This is a genomic window from Bacteroidota bacterium (genome assembly GCA_040388375.1).
GTDB lineage: Bacteria > Bacteroidota > Bacteroidia > UKL13-3 > UKL13-3 > JAAFJM01.
The window spans coordinates 34,820-58,289 of sequence record JAZKBU010000004.1; the positions used below are offsets into that span (position 1 = coordinate 34,820).

Annotated in this window: 18 protein-coding genes; 15 read left to right on the top strand and 3 right to left on the bottom strand. The window is 35.3% G+C overall.

Annotated features, from left to right (window positions below):
- The first annotated feature begins 212 nt into the window (after positions 1 to 212).
- The 4 genes from V4538_05820 to V4538_05835 are packed head-to-tail and all read left to right on the top strand — an operon-like array spanning position 213 to position 4,917.
- Positions 213 to 1,883 (top strand): S41 family peptidase, encoded by a 1,671-nt coding sequence (locus V4538_05820; GenBank protein MES2380536.1) that lies wholly within the window; start codon positions 213 to 215, stop codon positions 1,881 to 1,883.
- Positions 1,883 to 2,707 carry a sulfite exporter TauE/SafE family protein gene (locus V4538_05825; protein MES2380537.1) on the top strand — a complete coding sequence of 275 codons (825 nt, stop codon included), beginning with the start codon at positions 1,883 to 1,885 and terminating at the stop codon, positions 2,705 to 2,707. The genes V4538_05820 and V4538_05825 overlap by 1 nt, the downstream gene beginning before the upstream one ends.
- Positions 2,688 to 4,376 carry a M20/M25/M40 family metallo-hydrolase gene (locus tag V4538_05830; GenBank protein ID MES2380538.1) on the top strand — a complete coding sequence of 563 codons (1,689 nt, stop codon included), beginning with the start codon at positions 2,688 to 2,690 and terminating at the stop codon, positions 4,374 to 4,376. The genes V4538_05825 and V4538_05830 overlap by 20 nt, the downstream gene beginning before the upstream one ends.
- Positions 4,377 to 4,425: 49 nt before the next feature.
- On the top strand, positions 4,426 to 4,917 hold the full coding sequence (locus V4538_05835; protein MES2380539.1) for a hypothetical protein: 492 nt from the start codon (positions 4,426 to 4,428) through the stop codon (positions 4,915 to 4,917).
- Between the two features lie 49 nt (positions 4,918 to 4,966).
- On the opposite strand, the gene V4538_05840 is transcribed toward V4538_05835, so the two are convergent.
- Complete coding sequence (locus V4538_05840; GenBank protein MES2380540.1) at positions 4,967 to 6,439, bottom strand: glycine--tRNA ligase; 1,473 nt, start codon at positions 6,437 to 6,439, stop codon at positions 4,967 to 4,969.
- A gap of 143 nt (positions 6,440 to 6,582) precedes the next feature.
- Here V4538_05840 and V4538_05845 point away from each other — a divergent pair, with 143 nt between their 5' ends.
- From V4538_05845 to V4538_05885, 9 genes are all read left to right on the top strand, one after another.
- Positions 6,583 to 6,969 (top strand): hypothetical protein, encoded by a 387-nt coding sequence (locus V4538_05845; GenBank protein MES2380541.1) that lies wholly within the window; start codon positions 6,583 to 6,585, stop codon positions 6,967 to 6,969.
- Positions 6,970 to 7,046: 77 nt separating this feature from the next.
- The gene (locus V4538_05850) at positions 7,047 to 11,417 is read left to right on the top strand and encodes a CusA/CzcA family heavy metal efflux RND transporter (GenBank protein ID MES2380542.1); all 4,371 of its coding nucleotides are present in this window, start codon (positions 7,047 to 7,049) and stop codon (positions 11,415 to 11,417) included.
- Position 11,418: 1 nt separating this feature from the next.
- On the top strand, positions 11,419 to 12,411 hold the full coding sequence (locus tag V4538_05855; protein ID MES2380543.1) for a cation diffusion facilitator family transporter: 993 nt from the start codon (positions 11,419 to 11,421) through the stop codon (positions 12,409 to 12,411).
- Positions 12,408 to 13,622, top strand: a complete 1,215-nt coding sequence (locus tag V4538_05860) for an efflux RND transporter periplasmic adaptor subunit (GenBank protein MES2380544.1) — start codon at positions 12,408 to 12,410, stop codon at positions 13,620 to 13,622. Before V4538_05855 ends, V4538_05860 begins: the two co-directional genes overlap by 4 nt.
- Positions 13,623 to 13,889: 267 nt before the next feature.
- Positions 13,890 to 14,771 carry a 4,5-DOPA dioxygenase extradiol gene (gene ygiD / locus V4538_05865; GenBank protein MES2380545.1) on the top strand — a complete coding sequence of 294 codons (882 nt, stop codon included), beginning with the start codon at positions 13,890 to 13,892 and terminating at the stop codon, positions 14,769 to 14,771.
- 96 nt (positions 14,772 to 14,867) lie between these two features.
- Positions 14,868 to 15,080 (top strand): twin-arginine translocase TatA/TatE family subunit, encoded by a 213-nt coding sequence (locus V4538_05870; protein ID MES2380546.1) that lies wholly within the window; start codon positions 14,868 to 14,870, stop codon positions 15,078 to 15,080.
- Between the two features lie 110 nt (positions 15,081 to 15,190).
- Complete coding sequence (gene gatA, locus V4538_05875; protein MES2380547.1) at positions 15,191 to 16,615, top strand: Asp-tRNA(Asn)/Glu-tRNA(Gln) amidotransferase subunit GatA; 1,425 nt, start codon at positions 15,191 to 15,193, stop codon at positions 16,613 to 16,615.
- Positions 16,616 to 16,710: 95 nt separating this feature from the next.
- The gene (locus V4538_05880) at positions 16,711 to 17,994 is read left to right on the top strand and encodes a transglycosylase SLT domain-containing protein (protein MES2380548.1); all 1,284 of its coding nucleotides are present in this window, start codon (positions 16,711 to 16,713) and stop codon (positions 17,992 to 17,994) included.
- A gap of 114 nt (positions 17,995 to 18,108) precedes the next feature.
- The gene (locus V4538_05885) at positions 18,109 to 19,038 is read left to right on the top strand and encodes a DUF2279 domain-containing protein (GenBank protein MES2380549.1); all 930 of its coding nucleotides are present in this window, start codon (positions 18,109 to 18,111) and stop codon (positions 19,036 to 19,038) included.
- Between the two features lie 3 nt (positions 19,039 to 19,041).
- Here the strand turns inward: V4538_05885 and V4538_05890 are convergent, their stop codons facing one another.
- Complete coding sequence (locus V4538_05890) at positions 19,042 to 19,401, bottom strand: hypothetical protein (protein MES2380550.1); 360 nt, start codon at positions 19,399 to 19,401, stop codon at positions 19,042 to 19,044.
- A 197-nt stretch (positions 19,402 to 19,598) separates the two neighbouring features.
- On the opposite strand from V4538_05890, the gene ssb reads away from it, so the two are divergent.
- The gene (ssb, locus tag V4538_05895; protein MES2380551.1) at positions 19,599 to 19,940 is read left to right on the top strand and encodes a single-stranded DNA-binding protein; all 342 of its coding nucleotides are present in this window, start codon (positions 19,599 to 19,601) and stop codon (positions 19,938 to 19,940) included.
- A 54-nt stretch (positions 19,941 to 19,994) separates the two neighbouring features.
- Here the strand turns inward: ssb and V4538_05900 are convergent, their stop codons facing one another.
- Positions 19,995 to 22,919 (bottom strand): glycoside hydrolase family 3 N-terminal domain-containing protein, encoded by a 2,925-nt coding sequence (locus tag V4538_05900; protein ID MES2380552.1) that lies wholly within the window; start codon positions 22,917 to 22,919, stop codon positions 19,995 to 19,997.
- A gap of 195 nt (positions 22,920 to 23,114) precedes the next feature.
- On the opposite strand from V4538_05900, the gene V4538_05905 reads away from it, so the two are divergent.
- Positions 23,115 to 23,453, top strand: a complete 339-nt coding sequence (locus tag V4538_05905) for a DUF721 domain-containing protein (protein ID MES2380553.1) — start codon at positions 23,115 to 23,117, stop codon at positions 23,451 to 23,453.
- Positions 23,454 to 23,470 lie beyond the last annotated feature (17 nt).

Here is a 23,470-nt window from a genome sequence, read left to right on the forward strand (position 1 = left end):
ACAAACTTTTCTTAACAAGAAAAGTCAATTTTTTAAGGTGCGAAAGTAATAAAATATTTAGCTACTCAAACAGAATTATAGCACCAAAACGGATATAGTTTTAACAACTCCTGTTTTGTCAGCAAAAAGTAAATTTACCTGATATGGCTGTTTTGGCTATTCTATTTTTTAAGTGGTACTTTTTGTTACCGTATCTTTTTTATATTGCTCCCATGTTTACATTTAAAAATATAGTTGTTTCTATTAAAAAATATAAAATAGTTTTTGCCTTTTTAATCGTTGGCTTAGTGTCATTTAAAGGGGTTGATACTTACTTTGAAATTTCTAAAAACATGGATTTGTTTTCTACTGTTTTTAAGGAAATAAATACGTACTACGTAGATGAAATAGATGCGGGTAAACTAACCAAAAAGGCTATTGACGAAATGTTAAATACGCTGGATCCTTACACCAATTATATTAGCGAGGCGGAAGCGGAAGATTTCAGGTTTCAAATGACCGGGCAATATGGTGGTGTGGGTGCACAAATTGGAACCAAAGGCGACTATGTAGTTGTTACCGATCCATACGAAGGTTATCCTGCACAAAAGGAAGGTTTGTTACCGGGCGATTTAATTGTGGCTGTAGAGGGAAAAACAACCAAAGGCAAAAACACTACTGAAATAAGCAAATTGTTAAAAGGCCAGGCCGGAAGCAAAGTAAATATAACTATTAGCCGTAATGGGGTTGAAACGAAAAAAACACTTACACGTGAAGAAATTAAAGTGAAAAATGTACCCTACTTTGGTATGATTAACAATGAAACCGGTTATATTAAACTAAGTGGTTTTACCAATGATGCGGGCGAAGAGGTTCGCAATGCTTTTATTGATTTAAAGAAAAATAATAACTTAAAAAATATAGTACTGGATGTAAGGGGAAATCCGGGTGGCTTACTACACGAAGCTGTTAATATTGTAAATATTTTTGTACCGCAAGGACAAGAAGTGGTAAGCACTAAAGGTAAAGTTAAGGAATGGGAAAAAACCTACAGAACTTTAAATCCTAGTACTGATGAAGCTATTCCTTTGGTGGTTTTAACCAATAAAAATTCAGCATCGGCATCGGAAATTGTAAGTGGTACTATTCAAGACTTAGACAGGGGGATTATTATTGGCCAAAAAACTTTTGGAAAAGGATTGGTACAATCTACCCGACCATTAAACTACAATGCACAAATAAAAATTACAACTGCTAAATACTACACACCAAGCGGTCGTTGCATTCAGGCGCTTGATTACTCTCACAAGGACGAAGAAGGCCATGCAGAAAGTGTACCTGACAGTTTAAAGAAAGCTTTTAAAACAAAAATTGGCCGTAAGGTACTTGATGGTGGTGGTGTTGACCCTGATATAAAAGTGGAGTTGAAACAACTATCTAAAATTAGTGAGAGTTTAATGGGTAAACAATTGATTTTTGATTTTGCTACTTACTACAGAAACAAAAATGCAAGCATTGCCGATGCTAAGACTTTTAAATTAAGCGAGGCTGATTTTGACGACTTTAAAAAGTTTATTGCTGATAAAGATTACGCCTATAGTACTGCTACGGAAACAGCCTTATTGGAAGTGAAAAAGAAAGCAGAGGATGAAAAATATTTTGATGCTATTAAAACACAATTTGAAAGTATTAAACAAAGTTTAAACCATGATAAACTGGCTGATATTGATAAAAACAAAAAAGAAATTATTGAATTATTAGAGGAAGAAATAGTAAGAAGATATTATTTCCAAAAAGGTAAAATTGAAGCTGGTTTCGCACACGACAATGATATACAGGAAGCATTAAAAATATTTGCTGATAAAAATGCTTACCAAAAAACACTAACTGTAGCTAAACCATAATGCTTGAAATTTCAGACTTCATTATTTTAGCTTTAGCAGGTTGTTTAGGTGGCTTTCTATCAGGTTTTTTAGGTGTTGGCGGAGGTATTATTTATGTACCCATACTTGATTATTTCCTGTCAAAATATTTTAGCAATAGCAGCGAGATAGTAAAAGCAGTACTCGCCAACTCTTTGTTTACTATTTTATTTTCGGCCACCATTGCCAGTTACAAGCAATACAAACTGGGTAATTTCTTTTTAAAGGAAATTGTATTAACCGCTATACCAGGTATTGTTACGGTTGTTGTTATGCATACGCTTATTAACCAAGGAAGCTGGTATAACCGCGAAACTTTTTTATGGTTTTTCTTAATCATGTTACTTTTTGTAGTGATTAAAATGTTTTTATCAAAACCTAAAAGCCATGAACAGGAAACAGCGATAGCTAGTCCTTTTAAATACTATGTTACTGGTGGTTTTGCCGGTATAGTAACTGCTATGTCGGGGCTTGGCGGTGGTGTTATTATGACACCTATATTTACCGAATGGTTAAAAATAAATATTAAAAAAGCCAGTGCTATTTCAACAGGTGTTATACCGGCCTTTGCTTTTGTAGTGGGTATACTTAATTTAAAAGAAGTTCCTGAAACCCAAATAAGCCAATGGCAAATAGGTTTTATTATATTTCCGGTAGTGTTACCGCTTATACTGGCCACCTTTATTTTTGCCCCCTACGGAGTTAAAATAGCACAAAAAAGTAATTCGAAAACAATTCAAATAACTTTTGCTAGTTTTGCTTCTCTTATATTACTCAAAGTTATTTATGAATTATTTGTACAATAAGCTAAGCGCTTCTGTTTTTATTTTATTGGCATTGGTAAGCCAAACCAAAGCTCAATCCATTCAAAAAAGTGATGACGATATTATTAACTCATTGCAACAAAATATAAGCTACCTGTCTGATGAAAAACTGGAAGGCCGATTAATGGGAAGCAGAGGCGAAAAAATGGCTTACGAATTTCTGGTAGATAATTTTCAATCATTGGGTTTTGTGGCCAAAGGAACTAACGGTAGCTTTATACAAACTTTTTCGCTCAATAAACTGTCGTATAACAATGTAAATTTCAGCATTAAAAAGAAAAGCTACGAACAGGTTTTTAAAGGGCTTAATCCAATAGAATTTTACCCGTTAACGCAAAGCAATATTGGCAAAATAAAAGGTAAAACTATTTGGTTGGGTTTAGGCGAAGCTGCTGACTACGTAAACAAAAAAAATATTGACGGAAAAATATTTGTAATAAAATTAGGTGCGCCAAACATAAGCACTAAACCATTAGAAGATAGAATTGATACAGCCATTAAATTAGGTGCGGAAGCCATTGTAATTGTAAACCAATACCAAGATATACTGGAGCCAGAATTTAAACCTTTTTTTAAACCTAATTTTAGAAAAGTACCTGTTTATTTATTTACCCATAAAACAAAAATAGATACGCTTAATTTTGATAATGCTACGGTTGAATTAAACATTGATACTGTTACACGCTCCTTAGAAGGACACAATGTAATTGCATACATTAACAATAAAGCACCCAACACGGTTGTTATTGGTGCGCATTACGACCATTTAGGCTATAACGAATTGGGTGGCTCTACTTACAGAAGAACAGAAAACGAAAAACCACAGATACACAATGGTGCTGACGACAATGCCAGTGGGACTGCTGCTTTAATTGAATTAGCAGAGATTATTAAAAAAGCCAACTTACGTAAAAACAATTATTTGTTTATTGCCTTCAGTGGTGAAGAAGAGGGTTTATTGGGCTCGAATTATTTTGTCAAAAACCCGACCATTGATATAAGCAAAGTAAACTACATGATTAACATGGATATGGTGGGCAGATTGGATTCTACTAAAAACACTTTTTCAATCAATGGGGTAGGTACATCGCCTATTTGGCGTGAAGCTTTGAGAGTGGTAAATGTAAAAGGTTTAAATGCACCTATAACTACCGAAAGTGGTTCAGGCGCAAGTGATCATACTTCGTTTTACAACATGGATATACCAGTATTGCATTTTTTTACCGGCTCACATTACGATTACCATAAACCCAGCGATGACCATGATTTAATTAATTATAAAGGAGAGATGAATATTATAAAATATATTTATCAATTGGTTTATAACCTGGAGAAGGTAGATAAATTAACTTTTACCAAAACTAAAGATACGGACCATAGCGGAACGGCTTCATCATTTAAAGTTACTTTAGGCATTATGCCTGATTATTTATACGAAGGCAAGGGCATAAAAATAGATGGTGTAACAGAAGGCAAGCCTGCTGCCAATGCCGGTTTAAAGAAAGGCGATAATATTGTAAAATTAGGTAGTTACACTATTGCCGATATGACTTCGTACATGGAAACTTTGGGTAAATTTAACAAGGGTGATAAAACAACCATTACATATATAAGAGATGGTAAAACGATAGAAGCCAATGTTACTTTTTAGGTAAATCGGAAAGAATAGCTTTGCTTTATAAACATCAACCCCAAATACAATGAATAATAAATGGTCATTCTTAAAAGATAGCTACTGGTATGTTCCGGTAAAATATTTACCCGCTCTTCAAATGAGCCCCGAAACAACAGAACCAACTCAAATGTTAGACCAAACGGTTTGGCAAATTACGGGTTACAATGATGGTTATTTTTGGGGAAATTGTGCAGCTTTGATATATGAAGCAGGAACGCAACCGACCAACAGCCCAAATGCAATGAGGCTGGTTGGCACTATTACACCTGAAGGTACTGTTCAAATTGCATTTATGCCTATTATAAATATTGGGGCATCAATGGCTACTTCGGGATTTGGTAAAATGAAAGAAGATAATAAACAATGGGTATTTGAAATGCAGATGTCATCAGGCGTTACAGATCTGGTAGCTCATTGGGCGGAAATGTATGAAACAAGTGAAGGAGAACCTTCATGGAAAAAGCTTCCAGGAACTGATTATTCTGTACCTGATTTTTTAGCTGCTGCAGGATTTTAATATTTCATTTAATGCAATAAAAAAGCCCCGAAGTTCGGGGCTTTTTTATTTATTGAGCTAACATCTTTTTCCAACTGATAGCCTCATCTAATATGGACTTAATTTGTGCTATCGGAATACGCTCTTGCACCATTGAGTCGCGATGGCGAATGGTTACAGTTTGGTTTTCCAGGCTTTCATGATCAACAGTAATACAGAAAGGAGTACCTAATGCATCCTGTCTGCGGTAACGTTTGCCTATGGCATCTTTCTCTTCGTAAAAACAATTGTAATCAAATTTCAAATCGTCAATTATTTTACGGGCTACTTCTGGTAAACCATCTTTTTTGGTTAACGGGAAAATAGCTACTTTATAAGGAGCCAATACCGGAGGTAAACTCAATACCACACGGGTATCTTTTTTATCACCTTCGCCTACTTCTTCTTCCTTATAGCTGGCACATAAAGTATATAAGAATAATCGGTCTAAACCTATACTGGTTTCAATAACGTAAGGAATATAGTTGCCATACGCTTTGCCGTTTTCATCCAGCTCCGCATCAAAATATTGCATTTTTTTGCCTGAGTGTTCCTGATGGCTGCTTAAATCAAAATCAGTACGCGAATGAATACCTTCTACTTCTTTAAATCCAAATGGAAAATCAAATTCAATATCAACAGCAGCATCAGCATAATGGGCTAGTTTTACATGGTCGTGGAAACGGTAGCTGGCTTTATCAAAACCAAGCGCATGGTGCCATTTTATGCGCGCTTCTTTCCAATATTCGTACCATTGTTTTTGTGTACCCGGGCGAACAAAAAACTGCATTTCCATTTGTTCAAACTCGCGCATACGCATAATAAACTGGCGTGCTATAATTTCGTTTCTGAATGCTTTACCTGTTTGGGCTATACCAAAAGGTATTTTCATTCTACCTGTTTTTTGTACATTTAAAAAGTTGACAAAAATACCCTGAGCCGTTTCCGGACGTAAGTATATTTTATCAGCATCTTCAGCCATAGCACCCATTTCGGTACTAAACATCAGGTTAAACTGACGTACGTCTGTCCAGTTGCGGGTTCCGCTAATCGGACAAGCTATTTCGTGTTGTTCTATTAATGTTTTTAGTTGATTTAAATCGTTTGCCAATAAAGCATTGTCAAGCGCAGTTTGTAATTCCTCCGCTTTATTGGTTTTACCATCTTTCTGGTATTTAGCAATTTTATCTTCTAATAAGTTATCAGCCCTGTAACGTTTTTTGCTATCCTTGTTATCAATCATCGGGTCGCTGAAACCATCAATATGGCCGCTGGCTTTCCATGTTTTAGGATGCATAAAAATGGCAGCATCCAAGCCTACTATATTTTCGTGCATTTGCACCATAGCTTTCCACCAGTATTGACGCAAATTATTTTTTAATTCTACTCCATTCTGACCATAGTCATAAACAGCACCAAGTCCGTCATAAATTTCGCTACTTGGAAAAACAAAGCCATACTCTTTGCAATGTGATACTACCTTCTTAAAAATTTCTTCGCTCATAAAATGTGGCGCAAAATAATGTATTTTAGTTTGTATGGATACTATAAAATAGAAATTTATATCGGTTTATGAGTAAGCAATGGATATTTGGAACCCTTTAATATTCTGTTTTTTTTAATCGGTTTTATGTTATTTTTGTTCTGTTGAAAAAGCTATTAGCCATATTATTCTTAACTGTATATGTGTTTTCGGCTACGGAATTTAGTCAGTTGCTAAAGCTTCCGTTGTTGGTGGAGCATTATATTGAACACAAAGAAGAAAACAAGCTTATTACTTTTTTAGAATTTTTGCACATGCATTATTCTACAGCTCACGCTAAAGATGCTGACTACAATAAAGACATGAAATTGCCTTTTAAATCGCCAAGTAATACCATTGCTTTTAATGCGCTAAATTGTTTGCAGGCTAATTTTGAAACAGAATTAAATTATCCTGTTCAAAACTCCAAAGCCTTTTATTTTATTTATTCGGAACATATTCCAAACTCTGCATTATTAAACGCCATCTGGCAACCACCTAAACAAGCTTAAGTATTTTATTTTTCGGTTAAATCAGCTGCATTTTGCGGTTTGGTTTTATTTTTATTAACTAAATAATACTTTAGCTTATGCTGAATAAAATTATCATGTTTTCTGTTAAGCAGAAACTAATAATTGGGTTATTTGTGTTGGGTTTAATTGCATTGGGCAGTTACCAGTTTAGCAAATTACCTATTGATGCCGTACCCGACATTACCAATAACCAGGTACAGGTAATCACCATTGTTCCCTCGTTGGGAGCAACGGATATTGAAAGGTTAATTACCTTTCCCATTGAACAAGCCAATAGCAATATTCCTGGCTTGATTGAAATACGTAGTTTTTCGCGCTTTGGCCTTTCTCTAGTAACCATTGTTTTTGACGACAATACGGATGTGTATTGGGCACGACAACAGGTAAGCGAGCGGTTGCAATTGGTTAAAGAAGTTATTCCTGCAGGAGTAGGCATACCTACTTTAGCACCCGTTACCACAGGTCTTGGCGAAATATACCAATACACTGTAAAAGCGAAAAAAGGCTACGAAGAAAAATTCAACTTAACTGACTTGCGCACCATTCAGGATTGGATGATAAGACGCCAGTTATTGGGTGTACCCGGAGTAGCTGATGTAAGTAGCTTTGGCGGCTATTTAAAACAATATGAAATTGCAATCAATCCTGATAAACTTAAATCGTATAATATTACCATAGCCGATGTATTTAAAGCTTTGGAACAAAACAACCAAAATACCGGAGGCGCTTATATTGAAAAACACTCTACCGTATTATCCATTAAAAGTGAGGGTTTAATTGGCAGCATTGACGACATTAACAATATAGCCGTTAAAAGTACCAGCAACGGAACACCTTTATTTATAAAAGATGTAGCCGAAGTAAAAATTGGTCATGCTATACGTTATGGGGCACTTACCCGCAATGGCGAAGGTGAAGTAGCCGGAGCAGTGGTCATGATGCTAAAAGGAGCTAATAGTGAAATAGTTATTGATAAAGTAAAAGAACGCATTGAACTGATAAAACAAACTTTGCCTGAAGGAGTAGAAATAGATGCCTTTCTGGACAGAACCAAAATGGTAAAAAATGCCATTGGCACGGTAGAAACAAACTTATTGGAAGGTGCATTGATTGTTATTTTTGTATTGGTGTTGTTCTTAGGTAATTTCAGGGCAGGCTTACTCGTAGCATCCGTTATTCCTTTAGCCTTATTATTTGCCATAATTATGATGAACTTATTTGGCGTAAGTGGCAACTTAATGAGTTTAGGTGCACTCGACTTTGGCTTGATAGTAGATGGAGCTGTTATTATAGTAGAAGCAGTTATGCATCAACTGGCGAGAAAAAATGCCAATCAACTCAATTCTTCTTTACAGGTATATACAGATAAAGAAATGGACTCGCTGGTAACGGAATCATCGAAGAAAATGATGAACAGTGCGGTGTTTGGACAAATTATTATTTTAATAGTGTACTTACCTATTTTTAGTTTACAGGGTATTGAAGGCAAAATGTTTAAACCCATGGCACAAACTGTATCGTTTGCATTGTTAGGTGCTTTCATTTTATCGCTAACTTATATACCTATGATGAGTGCATTGGTTTTAAGTAAAAAAATGAAACTTAAAATGAACTTTTCTGATAAGTTAATGGCCTGGATTGAAACCCGTTTTGAAAAGCTATTGAGCCGCATTCTACATTTTCCTAAAACAGTTATTCTTATCAGTATTTCTTTATTTATAATGGCTGTTTTTACGTTAACCAATTTAGGTGGCGAGTTTATTCCCTCCTTAGAAGAAGGTGACTTTGCTGTTGAAACAAGGGTATTGCCGGGCAGCAACTTAAACGTATCTGTTGATGCTACTTCAAAAAGCGAAAAACTTTTACTCGCTCAATTTCCGGAAGTAATAAAAGTAGTAAGTAAAATAGGTAGTGGCGAAGTACCAACCGACCCCATGCCTATTGATGCCAGTGATATGATGGTTATTTTAAAAGACAAAAGCGAATGGACCTCTGCCAAAACTTTTGATGAACTGGCAGAAAAAATGACCACAGCTTTAGAAGCCATACCCGGTGTTACGTTTGGTTTTCAGTATCCTGTTCAAATGCGTTTTAATGAGTTAATGACTGGGGCTAAACAAGATGTGGTATGCAAAATATTTGGCGAAAACTTAGATACGCTTACCCATTATGCCAACAAGCTAGCTCATATTATTGAAACTGTTGATGGAGCCATTGGTTTATATGTAGAACCTGTTGCAGGGATGCCGCAAATAGTAATTACTTATAACCGGGCCAATATTGCACAATATGGTTTAAACATTGCCGATATCAATAAAATTATCAATACAGCTTTTGCGGGGCAAAGTACTGGTATGGTTTACGAAGGTGAAAAAAGATTTGATTTAGTAGTGCGCATGAATAGTGCACAGAGAACAGACATAGCAGATGTACAAAACTTATTAATTCCAACGTCAAACGGAGCGCAAATACCACTTAACCAAGTAGCCGATGTACAGATAAAAGAAGGGCCAAACCAAATACAACGGGAAGATACCAAACGCAGAATTGTGGTAGGCTTTAACGTACACAACAGGGATGTAGAAAGCATAGTAAACGAACTGAAAGAAAAAGTAAATGCACAAGTTAATCTGCCCGATGCTTATTATGTAACTTATGGTGGTGCTTTTGAAAATTTAACCGCTGCTAAAAAGCGTTTAAGCATAGCCGTTCCTGTTTCCTTATTGCTTATATTTTTACTGCTGTACTTTGCTTTTAAATCAGTTAAACATGGTTTACTTATTTATACCGCTATTCCACTTTCAACCATTGGTGGTGTGTTTGCTTTAGCCGCACGTGGCATGCCTTTTAGCATTAGTGCGGGCATTGGTTTTATAGCTTTGTTTGGCGTAGCCGTACTCAATGGTATAGTGCTTATAGCAGAGTTTAACAAACTAAAACAAAGCGGTATGACCAACTTAAAAGAATTGGTTATACAAGGTACCAAGCTACGTTTACGACCTGTATTAATGACTGCTTTTGTTGCCTCGTTAGGATTTTTCCCGATGGCTTTTAGCAATGGTGCAGGAGCCGAAGTACAAAGACCTTTAGCCACCGTAGTAATTGGGGGTTTACTCGTAGCCAGTTTTTTAACCCTATTTGTATTGCCCCTGCTATATATATTATTTGAAAACGGCTTTAGCAGTAAAAACAATAAAGGTATGGCAACTACTTTAAGCATTATACTTGTTTTGGTGTTGAGTACCTATAGCCAACAAAGTCAGGCACAAAACACCATTACCTTATCGGCAGCTATTGACAGTGCTTTGGCCAATAACCTTCAAGTAAAAAGCGATCGTTTAAAAGCCGACTATAGTAAAAAGTTGATTAACTCAGGAGCAGCTTTACCACAAACTACCATAAGTGGCGAGTTTGGTCAAATAAATAGTTACTATACCGACAATAAGTTTTCCATTAGTCAAACACTCAATTTTCCTACAATTTACAGCAAACAAAAAGAAACCTTATTGCAACAATGGAAAGGCAATGTAATAGCTGTTAACTTAAAAGAAATAGAAGTAAAGAAACAAGTACGCTTAGCCTATGCTACCTATTTGTATTTGGTTGCCAAGCAAAAATTATTATGGCATATTGATTCACTCTATACCGATTTTTTAAGCAAAGCTACACTTAAATTCAAAGCTGGCGAAAGCAATATATTAGAGTTAAAAACAGCCGAAAACCAACGTACCCAAATAGCTATTCAATTGCAACAATTGAATACAGATATGGATATAATGATTACACAATTTCAGTTGCTACTCAATACCAAAACCATCTTTATTCCTGCCAATGCACCTTTAAAACTAAGCAACAACTTGTTGCTTGATAGCAGTCAGATAAACAACCACCCAAGCATACAGTTAAGTATGCAATACAAACAATTGTTATTGGCGCAAACCCGGTTTGAAAAAGCAAGATTATTACCTGATATAAGCTTTGCTTATAATAACATGACCATGCGTGGCTTGGGTGCTAATGATGTACTTTACGACAATACTACCCGTTTCCAATCAGCACAAATAGGCTTAGGTATTCCTTTGTTTTACGGTGCTTACAAGGCACGTATTAAAGCCGCTAAATCGAATGAGTTAATAGCTGAAAACAATTTGCTGCTTGAAAAAAACACCTTACAGTTACAGCTAAAAAATGCTTTTACCCAATACTACAGTTACATAAAAACAGTTGATTACTACGAAACAAGCAGCTTGCAGGGTGCCAACAGTATCATAGAAACAGCCAATAAGCAACTAAGCAATGGCAGCATTAGTTATATTGAATGGACTATGCTGAGTAACCAAGCTGTTAACATACAAAGCGACTATTTGAGCGAAGTGCTTAAGCTAAACGAAAGCATTATTTACTTACAATACTTAATGAATAAATAGTATGGAAACAAAAAAAGTAAACAGCATAAAAATGCAACAGCTATTGGTAGCCGTATCCATTGTTTTATTTATTTTAAAAGTAATCGCATGGTATATTACTTCATCAGTAGCTATACTAACCGATGCCATGGAAAGCACCGTAAATATTATAGCGGGGCTGATAGGCTTGTACAGCATTATTCTTTCTTCCAAACCACGCGATAAAGAACATCCTTACGGACATGGTAAAGTAGAATTTTTATCATCAGCCATTGAAGGCATTTTAATAAGCATAGCAGGCCTGATTATTATATATAAAGCATCACTTAATTTTATACATCCACCACAGTTAAAACAGCTTGATTACGGTTTAATTATTGTAGCTGTTACCGCGCTTATTAATTATATTGTCGGTTACTTTTGTATTCAAAAAGGAAAAAAAGAAAACTCTCCTATCCTTATTGCCAGCGGTTCCCATTTACAAAGCGATACTTATTCAACTATTGGTTTATTAGCAGGTATTGGTTTGATATTATTAACAGGTTATACCTGGTTAGATAGTGCAGCAGCTATATTGTTTGCCTTCATTATTATTTACACAGGTTACAAAATTATACGCAAAGCCATTTCAGGTATCATGGATGAATCGGACACCGAAATAATAGGCCGTATAGTAAGCGTATTAAACGAACATAGAAATACCAATTGGATTGATGTACACAATATGCGTGTAATAAATTATGCCGGCTTTTATCATATTGACTGCCATTTAACAGTGCCTTATTATATTAATGTAAAAGAGGGACACCACCTATTAGATACCTTAACTGATCTACTCAAAAAACACTTTGACAACAGCGTGGAATTTTTTATTCATATAGATGGATGTATCCCTACACAATGCGCCATTTGTAATATACCCAAATGCCCAGTAAGGCAAACAGCATTTATTAAACATATTGATTGGACTAACGATAATATTTTATCAAATCAAAAACACACATTACTTTCATGAAAACATCACATTTTATATATCATATTTTAAAAAGTCAGTTTGAGCGGAGTCCGATAGCTATCGGACGAGAACTTGTTGGACAAAGAACTTTTACTTATACAACCCTACTCCTTTTGCTACTCTTGACCGCTTGTGGCAACAACAAACCCGTGGAGCAAGCAACAGCAGTTGATAATGAAACCTTGATTGAATTAAGCAACGAACAATTGGTAAATGCCAATATTGTGGTAGGCAAATTGGAGCAAAAAAATATATCGAGTGTATTAAAAGTAAATGGCAAAATAGATGTACCACCACAAAACATGGTATCTATCAGTGTTGCACTTGGTGGTTATTTAAAAGAAAGCAAATTATTGGCTGGTATGCATGTAAGCAAAGGCGAAGTATTAGCCGTTATGCAGGACCAACAGTATATACAACTGCAACAAGATTACTTAACCAATAAAGCACAACTAAACTATATACAAAACGAGTACGTAAGGCAAAAGGAATTAAACCAGAGCAAAGCCAGTAGCGACAAAGTATATCAGCAAGCCGAAGCCGATTTTATAACCCATAAAGTAATGGTAAAAGCTTTAGCAGAAAAGCTAAAACTAATTGGCATCAACCCTGAGCAGTTAAACGAAAACAATATATCAAAAAGCATTAATATTTATTCACCTATTAACGGATATGTATCAAAAGTAAATGTAAATATAGGCAAGTACACCCAACCAAGCGAAGTACTTTTTGAATTGGTAAATCCGTTGGATATACATTTGGCTTTAACCATTTTTGAAAAAGATTTAGCTAAAATATCGGTTGGGCAAAAACTGGTAGCCTATACCAATAACGAGCCCGATAAAAAACATCCATGCGAAATTATATTGATAGGACAAAACTTAGGCAACGACAGAAGTGCCGAAGTACATTGTCATTTTAACGATTACGATAAAACCCTATTGCCGGGTATGTATATGAATGCCGAAATTGAAACTAAAAACAACAAAGCATTTGTTTTGCCTAGCGAGGCCATTGTAAGGTATGAAGGAAAACAATATGTATATGTACAAAAAAGCAAAAATCAATTTGAAATGGTAGCCGTAAAAACAGGTGCTATCGAAAATAACTATACCGAAATATTGGAAAGCGAAAACCTAAGCCAGCAAAACATTGTGGTAAAAAATGCTTATACATTATTGATGAAAGCCAAAAACAAATCGGATGAGTAGAAATGTAGAGACGTTGCATGCAACGTCTTTTTACGTGCAAATCAAGAATCAGCCAAACAGCTAAAATAGCATAGGCGGAACGCCAACTTATAAACTCACTCGCGAAACGCGAGCGAGTGCAAGGAGACGTTGCATGCAACGTCTCTACAAAATCCGTCAGTTCAAGCCAAGTCTAGAACAATTTGAACCTATTACAAAACTGTTTTCTAGTTTTTTTGTATTTATATTTACCATTACAAAAGAAAAACACGGCCTACACATTAAACAATGAATAGAAAATCATTCATAAAAACCCTGTTATTAACGCCATTACTCAGCAAAGCAATGAACAATAAAGAATTTGAAAACCTAATGGGAGACAAAACAAGCAGCGATAAAATGCCTGTACTATTTGTTGGCCATGGTAATCCCATGAACGCCATTACCGATAATAAATACCGCACCAAATGGGAAGAAATAGGTAAAAAACTAAATCCGCCCAAGGCTATTTTATGTATTTCGGCTCACTGGCAAACCAAAGGCACCGCTGTAACCTTAGCCGAAAAACCCAAAACCATTCACGACTTTGGCGGATTTCCAAAAGAACTGTTTCAGGTACAATACCCTGCACCGGGTGCAGTTGATTATGCTAAATTAGCCATTAGTACCGTGCAATCAACCAAAATACACGAAGACTTTGAGTGGGGTTTGGACCACGGAGCCTGGTCAGTATTACGCAATATGTACCCCAAAGCTGATGTACCTGTTTTTCAAATGAGCCTTGACTATGACCATAGCCAAAACCCGCTTTACCATTATAATTTGGCCAAAGAATTAGCGGCTTTGCGTAACAAAGGTGTGTTAATTGTTTCCAGTGGCAATGTGGTACATAATTTAGGGGCACTTAAGTGGAGCGACAATTCGCAACCTTACGACTGGGCTTTGGAATTTGATCATTTGGTAAAAAAATCGTTAGAAGATAACAACCCGACTCCATTAATTGAGTACCAAAAATTAGGGAACGTGGCGCAAATGGCTCACCCTACAAACGAGCATTATTTACCCCTCATGTACACCCTTGGCCTGCGCCAGCAAAACGATGAGTTACATTTCTTTAACGACAATTTTGATTTGGGCTCTTTAAGTATGCGTAGTGTATTGCTCCAATAATCAAAATTGAATATAACATAAATCAATTATTGAACTAAAAACTAGTTTCCAAAACCAAAAATAAAACTTACATTCGTAGCCCAAAATCAATCAATTATGAATCATACATTATTATTTATAGGAAACTTAGGTGGTGGCGAATGGATACTAATTTTGTTAGCTATACTATTATTATTTGGTGGTAAAAAAATTCCTGAATTAATGCGTGGCATTGGCCAAGGAATGCGTGAATTTAACGATGCCAAGAAAAACGTAAAAGACCAAATTGAAGAAGGCATGAAAACCAAAGAGAAAAAAGAAGCAGAATAAGTTCCTTTTTATCCGTTTGCCTTAAACCATATTTTATTAATTCCTCTGCACAGAGGAATTTTTTTGTTTAATAATCGGGCTGATTTAGCCTCCTAAATAAAAAATTATCATTGGAAAATTTTATATCATATACTCAAATTAACCAAGCCATAGCCAACAAACAAACCAATGTTGAAAGCATAGTAAACCAATATTTAAAACGTATTGAGGAAACAAAGCACCTGAATGCTTTTTTAGAAGTTTGGGCTGATGAAGCCATAGCTGCTGCTAAAAATATTGATGAAAAAATAGCCCAGGGAAAAGCAGGTAAGTTGGCTGGAATGGTAATTGGTATAAAAGACAATATTTGTTATAAAAACCACCATGTATCAGCCTCTTCAAAAATTTTAGAAGGCTTTACCTCTCTTTATTCTGCTACTGCCATTGAAAGACTTTTAGCGGAAGATGTAATTATTATTGGCCGATTGAATTGCGATGAGTTTGCCATGGGTGCTTCTAACGAAAACTCTGCTTATAAAACCGTTTTAAACCACGCGGATAATACCAAAGTTTCGGGCGGTAGTTCTGGAGGTTCTGCAGTAGCAGTGCAAGCCCATTTATGCCATGCTGCTTTAGGAAGCGATACAGGAGGCTCTGTTCGCCAGCCTGCATCTTTTACAGGTACCTTTGGTTACAAACCCACTTACGGTTATATTTCGCGTTGGGGTTTAATAGCTTATGCAAGTAGTTTCGATATTATTGGCCCTATTACCCAATCAGTAGCCGACACCAAGCTTTTATTGGAAATAATGGCTGGTCCTGATGAATACGATGCAACCACTATTCAAGAAAAACCAGTTAATTTTAACTTTGATACCGAAGGTAAAATATACAAGTTTGCTTATATAAAAGAAACGCTTGAAATGGAAGGCATACAACCCGAAGTAAAACAAGCAACTGAAAATTTAATTAAAGAATTAACCAGCAAAGGTCACCAGGTAGAAGGAGTTAGTTTACCCGAATTAAACTTAATGATTCCTGTTTACTATACCTTAACTACTGCTGAAGCCTCAAGCAATTTATCGCGTTATGCTGGTATGCATTACGGGCATAGAAGTAGTTCAGCTGTCGATATTGAAACAACCATACGTCAATCTCGTTCCGAAGGGTTTGGACCAGAAGTAAAACGCAGAATTATGTTAGGTACTTTTGTATTAAGCTCAGGTTACTACGATGCTTATTATACCAAAGCTCAAAAAGTGCGTAGGTTAATAGCCAATAAAACCAAAGCTATATTTCAGGATTTTGATTTTATACTATCGCCAACAGCACCAACAACTGCTTTTAAAATTGGCGAAAAAAGCAACGATCCTATTCAAATGTATTTAGCCGATATATTTACGTTACATGCCAATATAGTAGGTATTCCAGCACTTTCATTTCCTTATGAAAAAGACCAGAACAATATGCCTATTGGCTTACAGTTAATGGCCAACCATAAAGAGGATGGAAAACTGCTTTCAATGGTCAACAATATAAGACCAATTACCCTTTAAGATGTTTACATCTTAATTACTTAAACTAATTTTTGTTTTTTAAACGTTTAAAATTGTACAATAACCTCTGTACAACCTTAACTTATTTTTTGTCGATGAAATATAAACAATCCAATTTTTTTATACGCCTTACGCAACTATTTGTATTTGTTATGACTGTATTGCCGTTTTTAGGCAATGCACAAGAGCAGGTATATATACAGCGTTTAGCACAATTGCGCTCGCAAACTGAGTTATTGTATAAACCAGAAGTAAAAAAATTTATTGAGTTATATTTACAAAACCCCGATAAAACAAAAGAACTAATAGGTTTAAGCAAATACTATTTTCCGTTATTAGAAAAACATTTAAAAGCAAAAGGCTTACCTACCGATTTAAAATATTTGGCTTTATCATCGTCAGAACTAAATCCGCAATTTGTAAGTACTTCGGGTGCCAGTGGCATTTGGAGTATGAGTTACCCTGTTTCGCGTATGTACAAACTAAAGGTAAATACCTTTGTAGACGAAAGACGCGACCCAAACAAAGCTTCGGCCGTATTTGCACAGCATTTTAAAGATTTATACAGTATTTATAAAAGCTGGCCATTGGTAATTGGTGCGTATGGTTGCTCACCAACAACCATGAACAAATGTATTCGCATGGCTGGTAACAGTCTTTATTTCTGGGACATTTATCCGTTTTTACCAACTGCTTGCCGCGATGCTTATCCGCAATTTGTAGCAGCTGCTTATATTATGAACTATTATAAAGAACATAATATTAAACCGAGTAATCCTGATTTATTAATAGAAAGCGATAGTGTTTTAGTAAATAAACCTTTATCGTTTGAACAAATTGCATCAACGCTGACTGTTAGTATAGAAGACTTGCGCACGCTTAACCCTGTGTTTAAAAAAGACATTATACCCATGAGTGCTGATGGTTATTTTGTTAAATTACCTAAAGCCAAATCGCGTTTGTTTTACTTACTACACGATAGTGTTTACAAACCAGTAAATACAGAAGTAACACCCATAATTATACAACAGGAAGAGCCGAAAACAGAAACAACGGAACCAGCAACACCAGAGGTTAAAGACGATTCGAAACCTAAAAAGAAAAAAACAGACGTTGTTGAAGAAGATGATGCAGGTGACAAAAAGGTAAAGCAAGCCAAAGTAACATATGTAGTTAAGAAAGGCGATATTTTAAATGATATAGCCGATTGGTTTGACTGTACCAATGCCGACATAAAAAAATGGAATAAGATTAAATCTAATCAAGTTCAAAAAGGACAGAAACTAACCATTTATGTAGCTGCTAATAAAACAGGTTACTATAAGCGTATTAATAAAATGCCTACCAAAGAAAAGAAAAAAATTAAACGTAAGGATTAATTTTAGTGGTTTCATAAAGCATAACTATAGTGTAAATGCTGTGTTAAAATATGTCTTAAAACATTTACAATACGCTAATAGTAAAGTTTCCTAAAAAGGCTATATTTGTTCGCAATGAAAAAAATAACATCCAGGTATTTTTACTTTACATGTTTGCTTTTATTGGTATTTCAAACCGGTTTTGCTCAATCAAATCAAAACACCGATACAGCCAATACAGCAGTTTCTTCCATTAATAAAAAAAGACTCGCCATTGTTTTAGGCGCAAGTTCGTTAACCCTGGCCGCTTCTTATATTTATGTACAAAATGTTTGGTGGAGCGAAAACAAACAATCGTTTCATTTTGATGATGGAGCCGATTATAAATATGCCATCAATTTGGATAAATGTGCGCATTTAATGGGTGGATTAATTTCGGCAGAGTTAACCCACGATGCTTTAAAATGGACTGGTTTAAATGAAAACAAAGCCTATTTATATTCTTTTGTATTAGGAACCACTATGCAAACTTTTATTGAAATAAAAGATGGTTTTGCCAAAACGTATGGTTTTAGTATTGGCGATATAGCAGCAGGAACTGTAGGCAGTGCCATTCCTTATTTAAAATATAAATTCCCTAAACTAAACGCTTTTAACTTTAAGTTTAGTTACTACAAACACGATGATTATTACTTCAAACAATTTTCGCATGGCGATTGGATTGACGATTATATGAACCATACTTATTGGCTCACTTTAAGTTTAAATGATTGGCTTCCTAAAGGCTCAAAGGTTGAAAAAGTATGGCCAGATTTTTTATGTTTGGCAGGAGGTTTTGGTGTTGACAATACTTTGAATTGGTACTATAAAGGCATTAATGAACCAGAAAACAAAGGAAAGGGTAATTACGAATATTACCTATCGCTTGATATTGACTGGAGAAAAATAATACCTCAAAAAACCGATGGACAAAAAATATTAGCACGCACCCTGAATTATATAAAAATTCCTTTACCAACTTTGCGTGTAGGGCCAAGTACGGAGTTTTACTGGCTGTTTTTATAAACCCTATCGTTCCTGCTTTACCAAAGTAAAAAAGTTTCCTTCTAAAGGCAAATAACCATACTCATAACAAAACAAATAAGTAACACCTGCTTTTGTTACATAAGTATGCGTATGGTATGAAAAGTTGAATCCTTTATCCTGTAATTTTTTTAAACTTACGCTGGTCTTACTCTCATTTTCGGGAATAAGCTCTTCAATAATTCTCCTGTTCTTACGCAAAATATTATTTACCGACTTTACAAAGGCACTTGCATCGCTATTTAACCTATTGTTAAAATTACTCCTGCAAGCATCATCGCAAAATTTTTTATCAATTCTGCCCTTTAACGGTTCGCCACAGGTAGCACAGGTTTTTGTTTCCATTTAGTTGAATTTTAAAGCAATATACATTTTATATTTTCCGATTGCAAACGGATAAATCGGATACTTCCGTTAATACGCGCTTACCATACGGCTTTGTTTTTAAGGCTGCCACATCTTTGCATCGTTCATTTACAACAAAACATAAATGCAACAACAAGTTAAAAATTATTATTCATTTAAGAACAAAAACAACACGTATGAACAACTTAAAAAACAGCGTTCGCTTAATTGGTAATTTAGGCATGAGCCCAGAAGTAAAAGAAACTACTAATGGAAAAAAATTAGCTAAATTTAGTATTGCAACCAATGAAAGTTACAAAGATGAAAACGGCCAGAAAGTAGAGGAAACCATGTGGCACAACTTAATAGTATGGGGTAAGCAAGCAGATATAGCTGAAAAATATTTAACCAAAGGTAGCGAGGTAGCTATTGAAGGAAAACTAAGTAACCGTAACTATACCGATAAAGACGGTATAAAAAGATACGTTACAGAAATTATTGTCAATGAATTCCTCATGCTGGGCAACAAAGCAAAATAACAGTACGAGGTTTATTAAACGGAAAAGGCTGTCCAAAGAGACAGCTTTTTCTGTTTAATCTTTTATAGCTCCGTAAATGGCGTCTTGCACTTTGGTTCTTACACTTAACTCGCCAAACTTTTTATTATCAGCACTCGGATGAACACGGTTACTTAAAAAAACATATACCAAATCATTTTCAGGATCCACCCAGGTGCAAGTGCCTGTAAAGCCCTGGTGGCCAAAAACGCTGCTATTGCATTCGCGGCTGGCGGGACTGTCTTTTGTTAAATCCATTTCAGGTTTATCAAAACCTAAACCTCTCCTACTTTTTTTACTAAACTTATGGGTAAACATTTCTACCGTACTTGCTTTTAAAACCCTGTTATTACCATAATATCCTTTGTTTAAAAGCATTTGCATAATAATACCTACATCGTTAGCCGTGGCAAATAATCCAGCATGTCCGCTCACGCCTCCAAGCATAGCCGCTGCAGGGTCGTGTACATAACCTTTTACCAATTGTTTTCTAAAAACAGAATCGTACTCAGTTGGTACTATCCAATTATTGTTAACTGTTTTTATTGGATTATAAACCATAGTCGATAAGTTTAATGGCTTATAAAACTCTTCCTGCAAATAGCTTTCAAATTCCTGGTTGGTTATTATCTCTACCATTTTGCGCAGCATCATAAAACCTAAATCGCTATACAAATATTCACCTGGTTTTTTCAACTCACTATTGGCAATGGTTGTCCAAATTTCTTTTTCGTAATTTTTATTGATATAAATATTTTTTGCCACCTCCAAAGTATATTCTTCATTGGGTGTATCAGCATAAACAATAGGATTTAATTGACCATTGGCCAGTAAAGTACTTTTATAAAAAGGAATAAAAGGAGTTAAGCCTGCCTGGTGTGTAAGTATATCCTGTATTTTTATTTTTTCTTTATCAGTACCTTTCAAAAAGGGCAAATACATGCCTATTTTATCATCCAGTTTAATTTTTTTCTCTTCATACAGTTTCATAACAGCCAAAGTGGTACTGAGTATTTTGGTCAGTGAAGCCACATCGTATAAATGGTTATTTTTTACTGGTGTTACGCTGTCGTACATTTGAAAACCAAATGATTTATTATAAATTACTTTACCTCCTTTGGCAACAAAAACCTGGCAACCTGGCATTGCTTTTTGGGCAATGGCATTGTTTACTATACTATCAATTTGTTTTAATTTTTTATGGTCAACCTTAGCCTCTTCCGGGTATACATAATCAAACTTAGGCAATGCTTCTGTTTCTATCCCACTTCCCAATGCAAAAGCCGAAGTTACAGAAACAGGTAACTTTCCTTTCGACTCTGTTCCGCCTCCTAATATTTGCGCAGCCATTTTATTGTAAATAGGTAAATCTTCGTAGGCTACAATTACATTTTTAAAACTATCAAAATGCTGTAAAATATAAGGATTACCATGGTTTACTAAAATGGCTTTATTGCGGCTGCCTAATTGTTTTACAAAATCAATTTGTGCTTGCGTTAAGCCCAATTTTTTACTTACAAACCTACTCGTATTGTGTAGGCTAACTACAATCAAATTATAGTAGTCACTTTTAGCTAAAAGACTATCAAAGTTTTCTTTTGTTTCGTTTTTATCTATCGCAAAATAATCGGCTTTTAAATAATGACTTAGTTGTATCTGAAAATCGCTTAAGCCTGACGAACCCACATTAATGGAAGCTATTTTATATTGTTCAGGATTTTGAATGGGAATAATTTTATCGCCATTACGTGCCACTACAATAGCATTTTTTATTACCTGATTAATTAATAAATCAGCTTCGTAATTGTTTAAATCAGCATATAAATTATTTACATCAATAGGTTGGTATTTGTTTAAGCCACACCAGTATTTAGCCAACAATATTTTTTTACAGCTTTGTTCAATTTGCGCCCAGCTTAGCTGCCCGCTTTTTATATAATCTTTAATAATAGAAATACTTAAAGGCACATCTTCTACAAACAATAAAAAATCGTTACCCGCTACCAAAGCTTTGGCTGCTACTTCGCCTGGCAAATAAGAACCACTTACGCCCTTCATGTTTAAAGCATCAGTAATAATAATGCCTTCAAAACCCATTTCTTTTTGAAGTACTCCTTTTATAATTGCTGGCGAAATACTGGAAGCCAAATTGGGTGTACTATCCAAAGCAGGAACAGATAAATGCGCACTCATAATAGCAGCCACATCGTGGTTAATTAACTCTTTGAATGGATAAAGTTCCAGACTATCTAGTCGTTTACGCGAACCTTTTATGACTGGTAACCCAAAATGTGAATCGTTTTCAGTATCGCCATGACCGGGAAAATGTTTGGCAGAAGCCAAAATGTTTTCATCCTGCATGCCTTGCATATAAGCGATTCCGTTTTTAGCTACTATGTATTTGCTCTCTCCAAAACTTCTGTCATTTATAACCGGGTTGCTCATGTTATTATTCACATCAACATCGGGTGCAAAATTGAAATGAATACCCATTCGCTTGCACTGCTTACCCACCATTATACCAAAATTCCTAGTTAATTCTGTTCTATTAGCACTGCCAAAAACCAACTGACGAGGAAACACTGGAGTACTATCCAAACGCATACTTAAACCCCACTCACCATCAATACCAATTAACAAAGGCACTTTGGCCACTTTTTGATACCTGTTGGTTAAAACAGCTTGTTTGGTTGGAGTGCCTTTAAAAAATATCAATCCGCCAACTCCTATTTCGCTTACATGGCATTCCACATCTTTTTCGTGGGCTTTATCCTTATTGCTCCAAGCGGCTACTATCATTAGCTGCGCTATTTTTTCATCATTGCTTAGTTTAGCATATACGCTATCAACCCAATCGTTTTGCTTTTTCCAATTAATAGTTTGAGCATGGCTGCTGATAAAAAAAATACCACAAAATAAAAAACTTACGGTGCGTTTATAAAAATAAAAATCTGATTTCAAAATTGTTAAATAATTACTTCGGCAAATTTGCAGCATTTTAGCTTACATGTTTTCCAATAGTTTTTAACAATAACACACATCCTCAGGCATTTTGTTTAATTAATACTAACAGGCTAGTTACTAAAGCACTAAAAACGAACCAACTGAATAAAATTGAATGGACAAGTCGTTCAAAAGGCCTTGAGATTGCTAAAAATGTTTGCCAAATTTGACCTATTATTGTTTTCTGTTAAAATTATGCAAGCCAAAAAATCAAATGAACAAACTTTAAAAAGTGCTATCAGCGAGTTTTTACATAGTCAACATCTTGATAGTAAACTGGCCGAAGTAAATATTATTAATAACTGGGAAAGGCTGGTTGGAGCCTTAATAGCTAAAAACACGCAAGAAATTTCCTTCAAAAAAGGAGTGATGCATTTAAAAATTGAATCGAATGCACTACGTAATGAATTGATGTATCAGCGTGGTAAAATAATGGCTATTGTAAACACAGAAGCCAATCAGCAATTAATTACAGATGTTATTATTCGTTAATCTATACTTTTAATCAT

Coding starts and splice junctions, on each gene's coding strand:
- V4538_05820 (MES2380536.1), top strand. CDS start 213: ATGTTTACATTTAAAAATATAGTTGTTTCTATTAAAAAATATAAAATA.
- V4538_05825 (MES2380537.1), top strand. CDS start 1,883: ATGCTTGAAATTTCAGACTTCATTATTTTAGCTTTAGCAGGTTGTTTA.
- V4538_05870 (MES2380546.1), top strand. CDS start 14,868: ATGAATCATACATTATTATTTATAGGAAACTTAGGTGGTGGCGAATGG.
- V4538_05860 (MES2380544.1), top strand. CDS start 12,408: ATGAAAACATCACATTTTATATATCATATTTTAAAAAGTCAGTTTGAG.
- V4538_05890 (MES2380550.1), bottom strand. CDS start 19,401: ATGGAAACAAAAACCTGTGCTACCTGTGGCGAACCGTTAAAGGGCAGA.
- V4538_05855 (MES2380543.1), top strand. CDS start 11,419: ATGGAAACAAAAAAAGTAAACAGCATAAAAATGCAACAGCTATTGGTA.
- V4538_05830 (MES2380538.1), top strand. CDS start 2,688: ATGAATTATTTGTACAATAAGCTAAGCGCTTCTGTTTTTATTTTATTG.
- V4538_05885 (MES2380549.1), top strand. CDS start 18,109: ATGAAAAAAATAACATCCAGGTATTTTTACTTTACATGTTTGCTTTTA.
- V4538_05905 (MES2380553.1), top strand. CDS start 23,115: ATGTTTGCCAAATTTGACCTATTATTGTTTTCTGTTAAAATTATGCAA.
- V4538_05840 (MES2380540.1), bottom strand. CDS start 6,439: ATGAGCGAAGAAATTTTTAAGAAGGTAGTATCACATTGCAAAGAGTAT.
- V4538_05880 (MES2380548.1), top strand. CDS start 16,711: ATGAAATATAAACAATCCAATTTTTTTATACGCCTTACGCAACTATTT.
- V4538_05835 (MES2380539.1), top strand. CDS start 4,426: ATGAATAATAAATGGTCATTCTTAAAAGATAGCTACTGGTATGTTCCG.
- ygiD (MES2380545.1), top strand. CDS start 13,890: ATGAATAGAAAATCATTCATAAAAACCCTGTTATTAACGCCATTACTC.
- ssb (MES2380551.1), top strand. CDS start 19,599: ATGAACAACTTAAAAAACAGCGTTCGCTTAATTGGTAATTTAGGCATG.
- V4538_05850 (MES2380542.1), top strand. CDS start 7,047: ATGCTGAATAAAATTATCATGTTTTCTGTTAAGCAGAAACTAATAATT.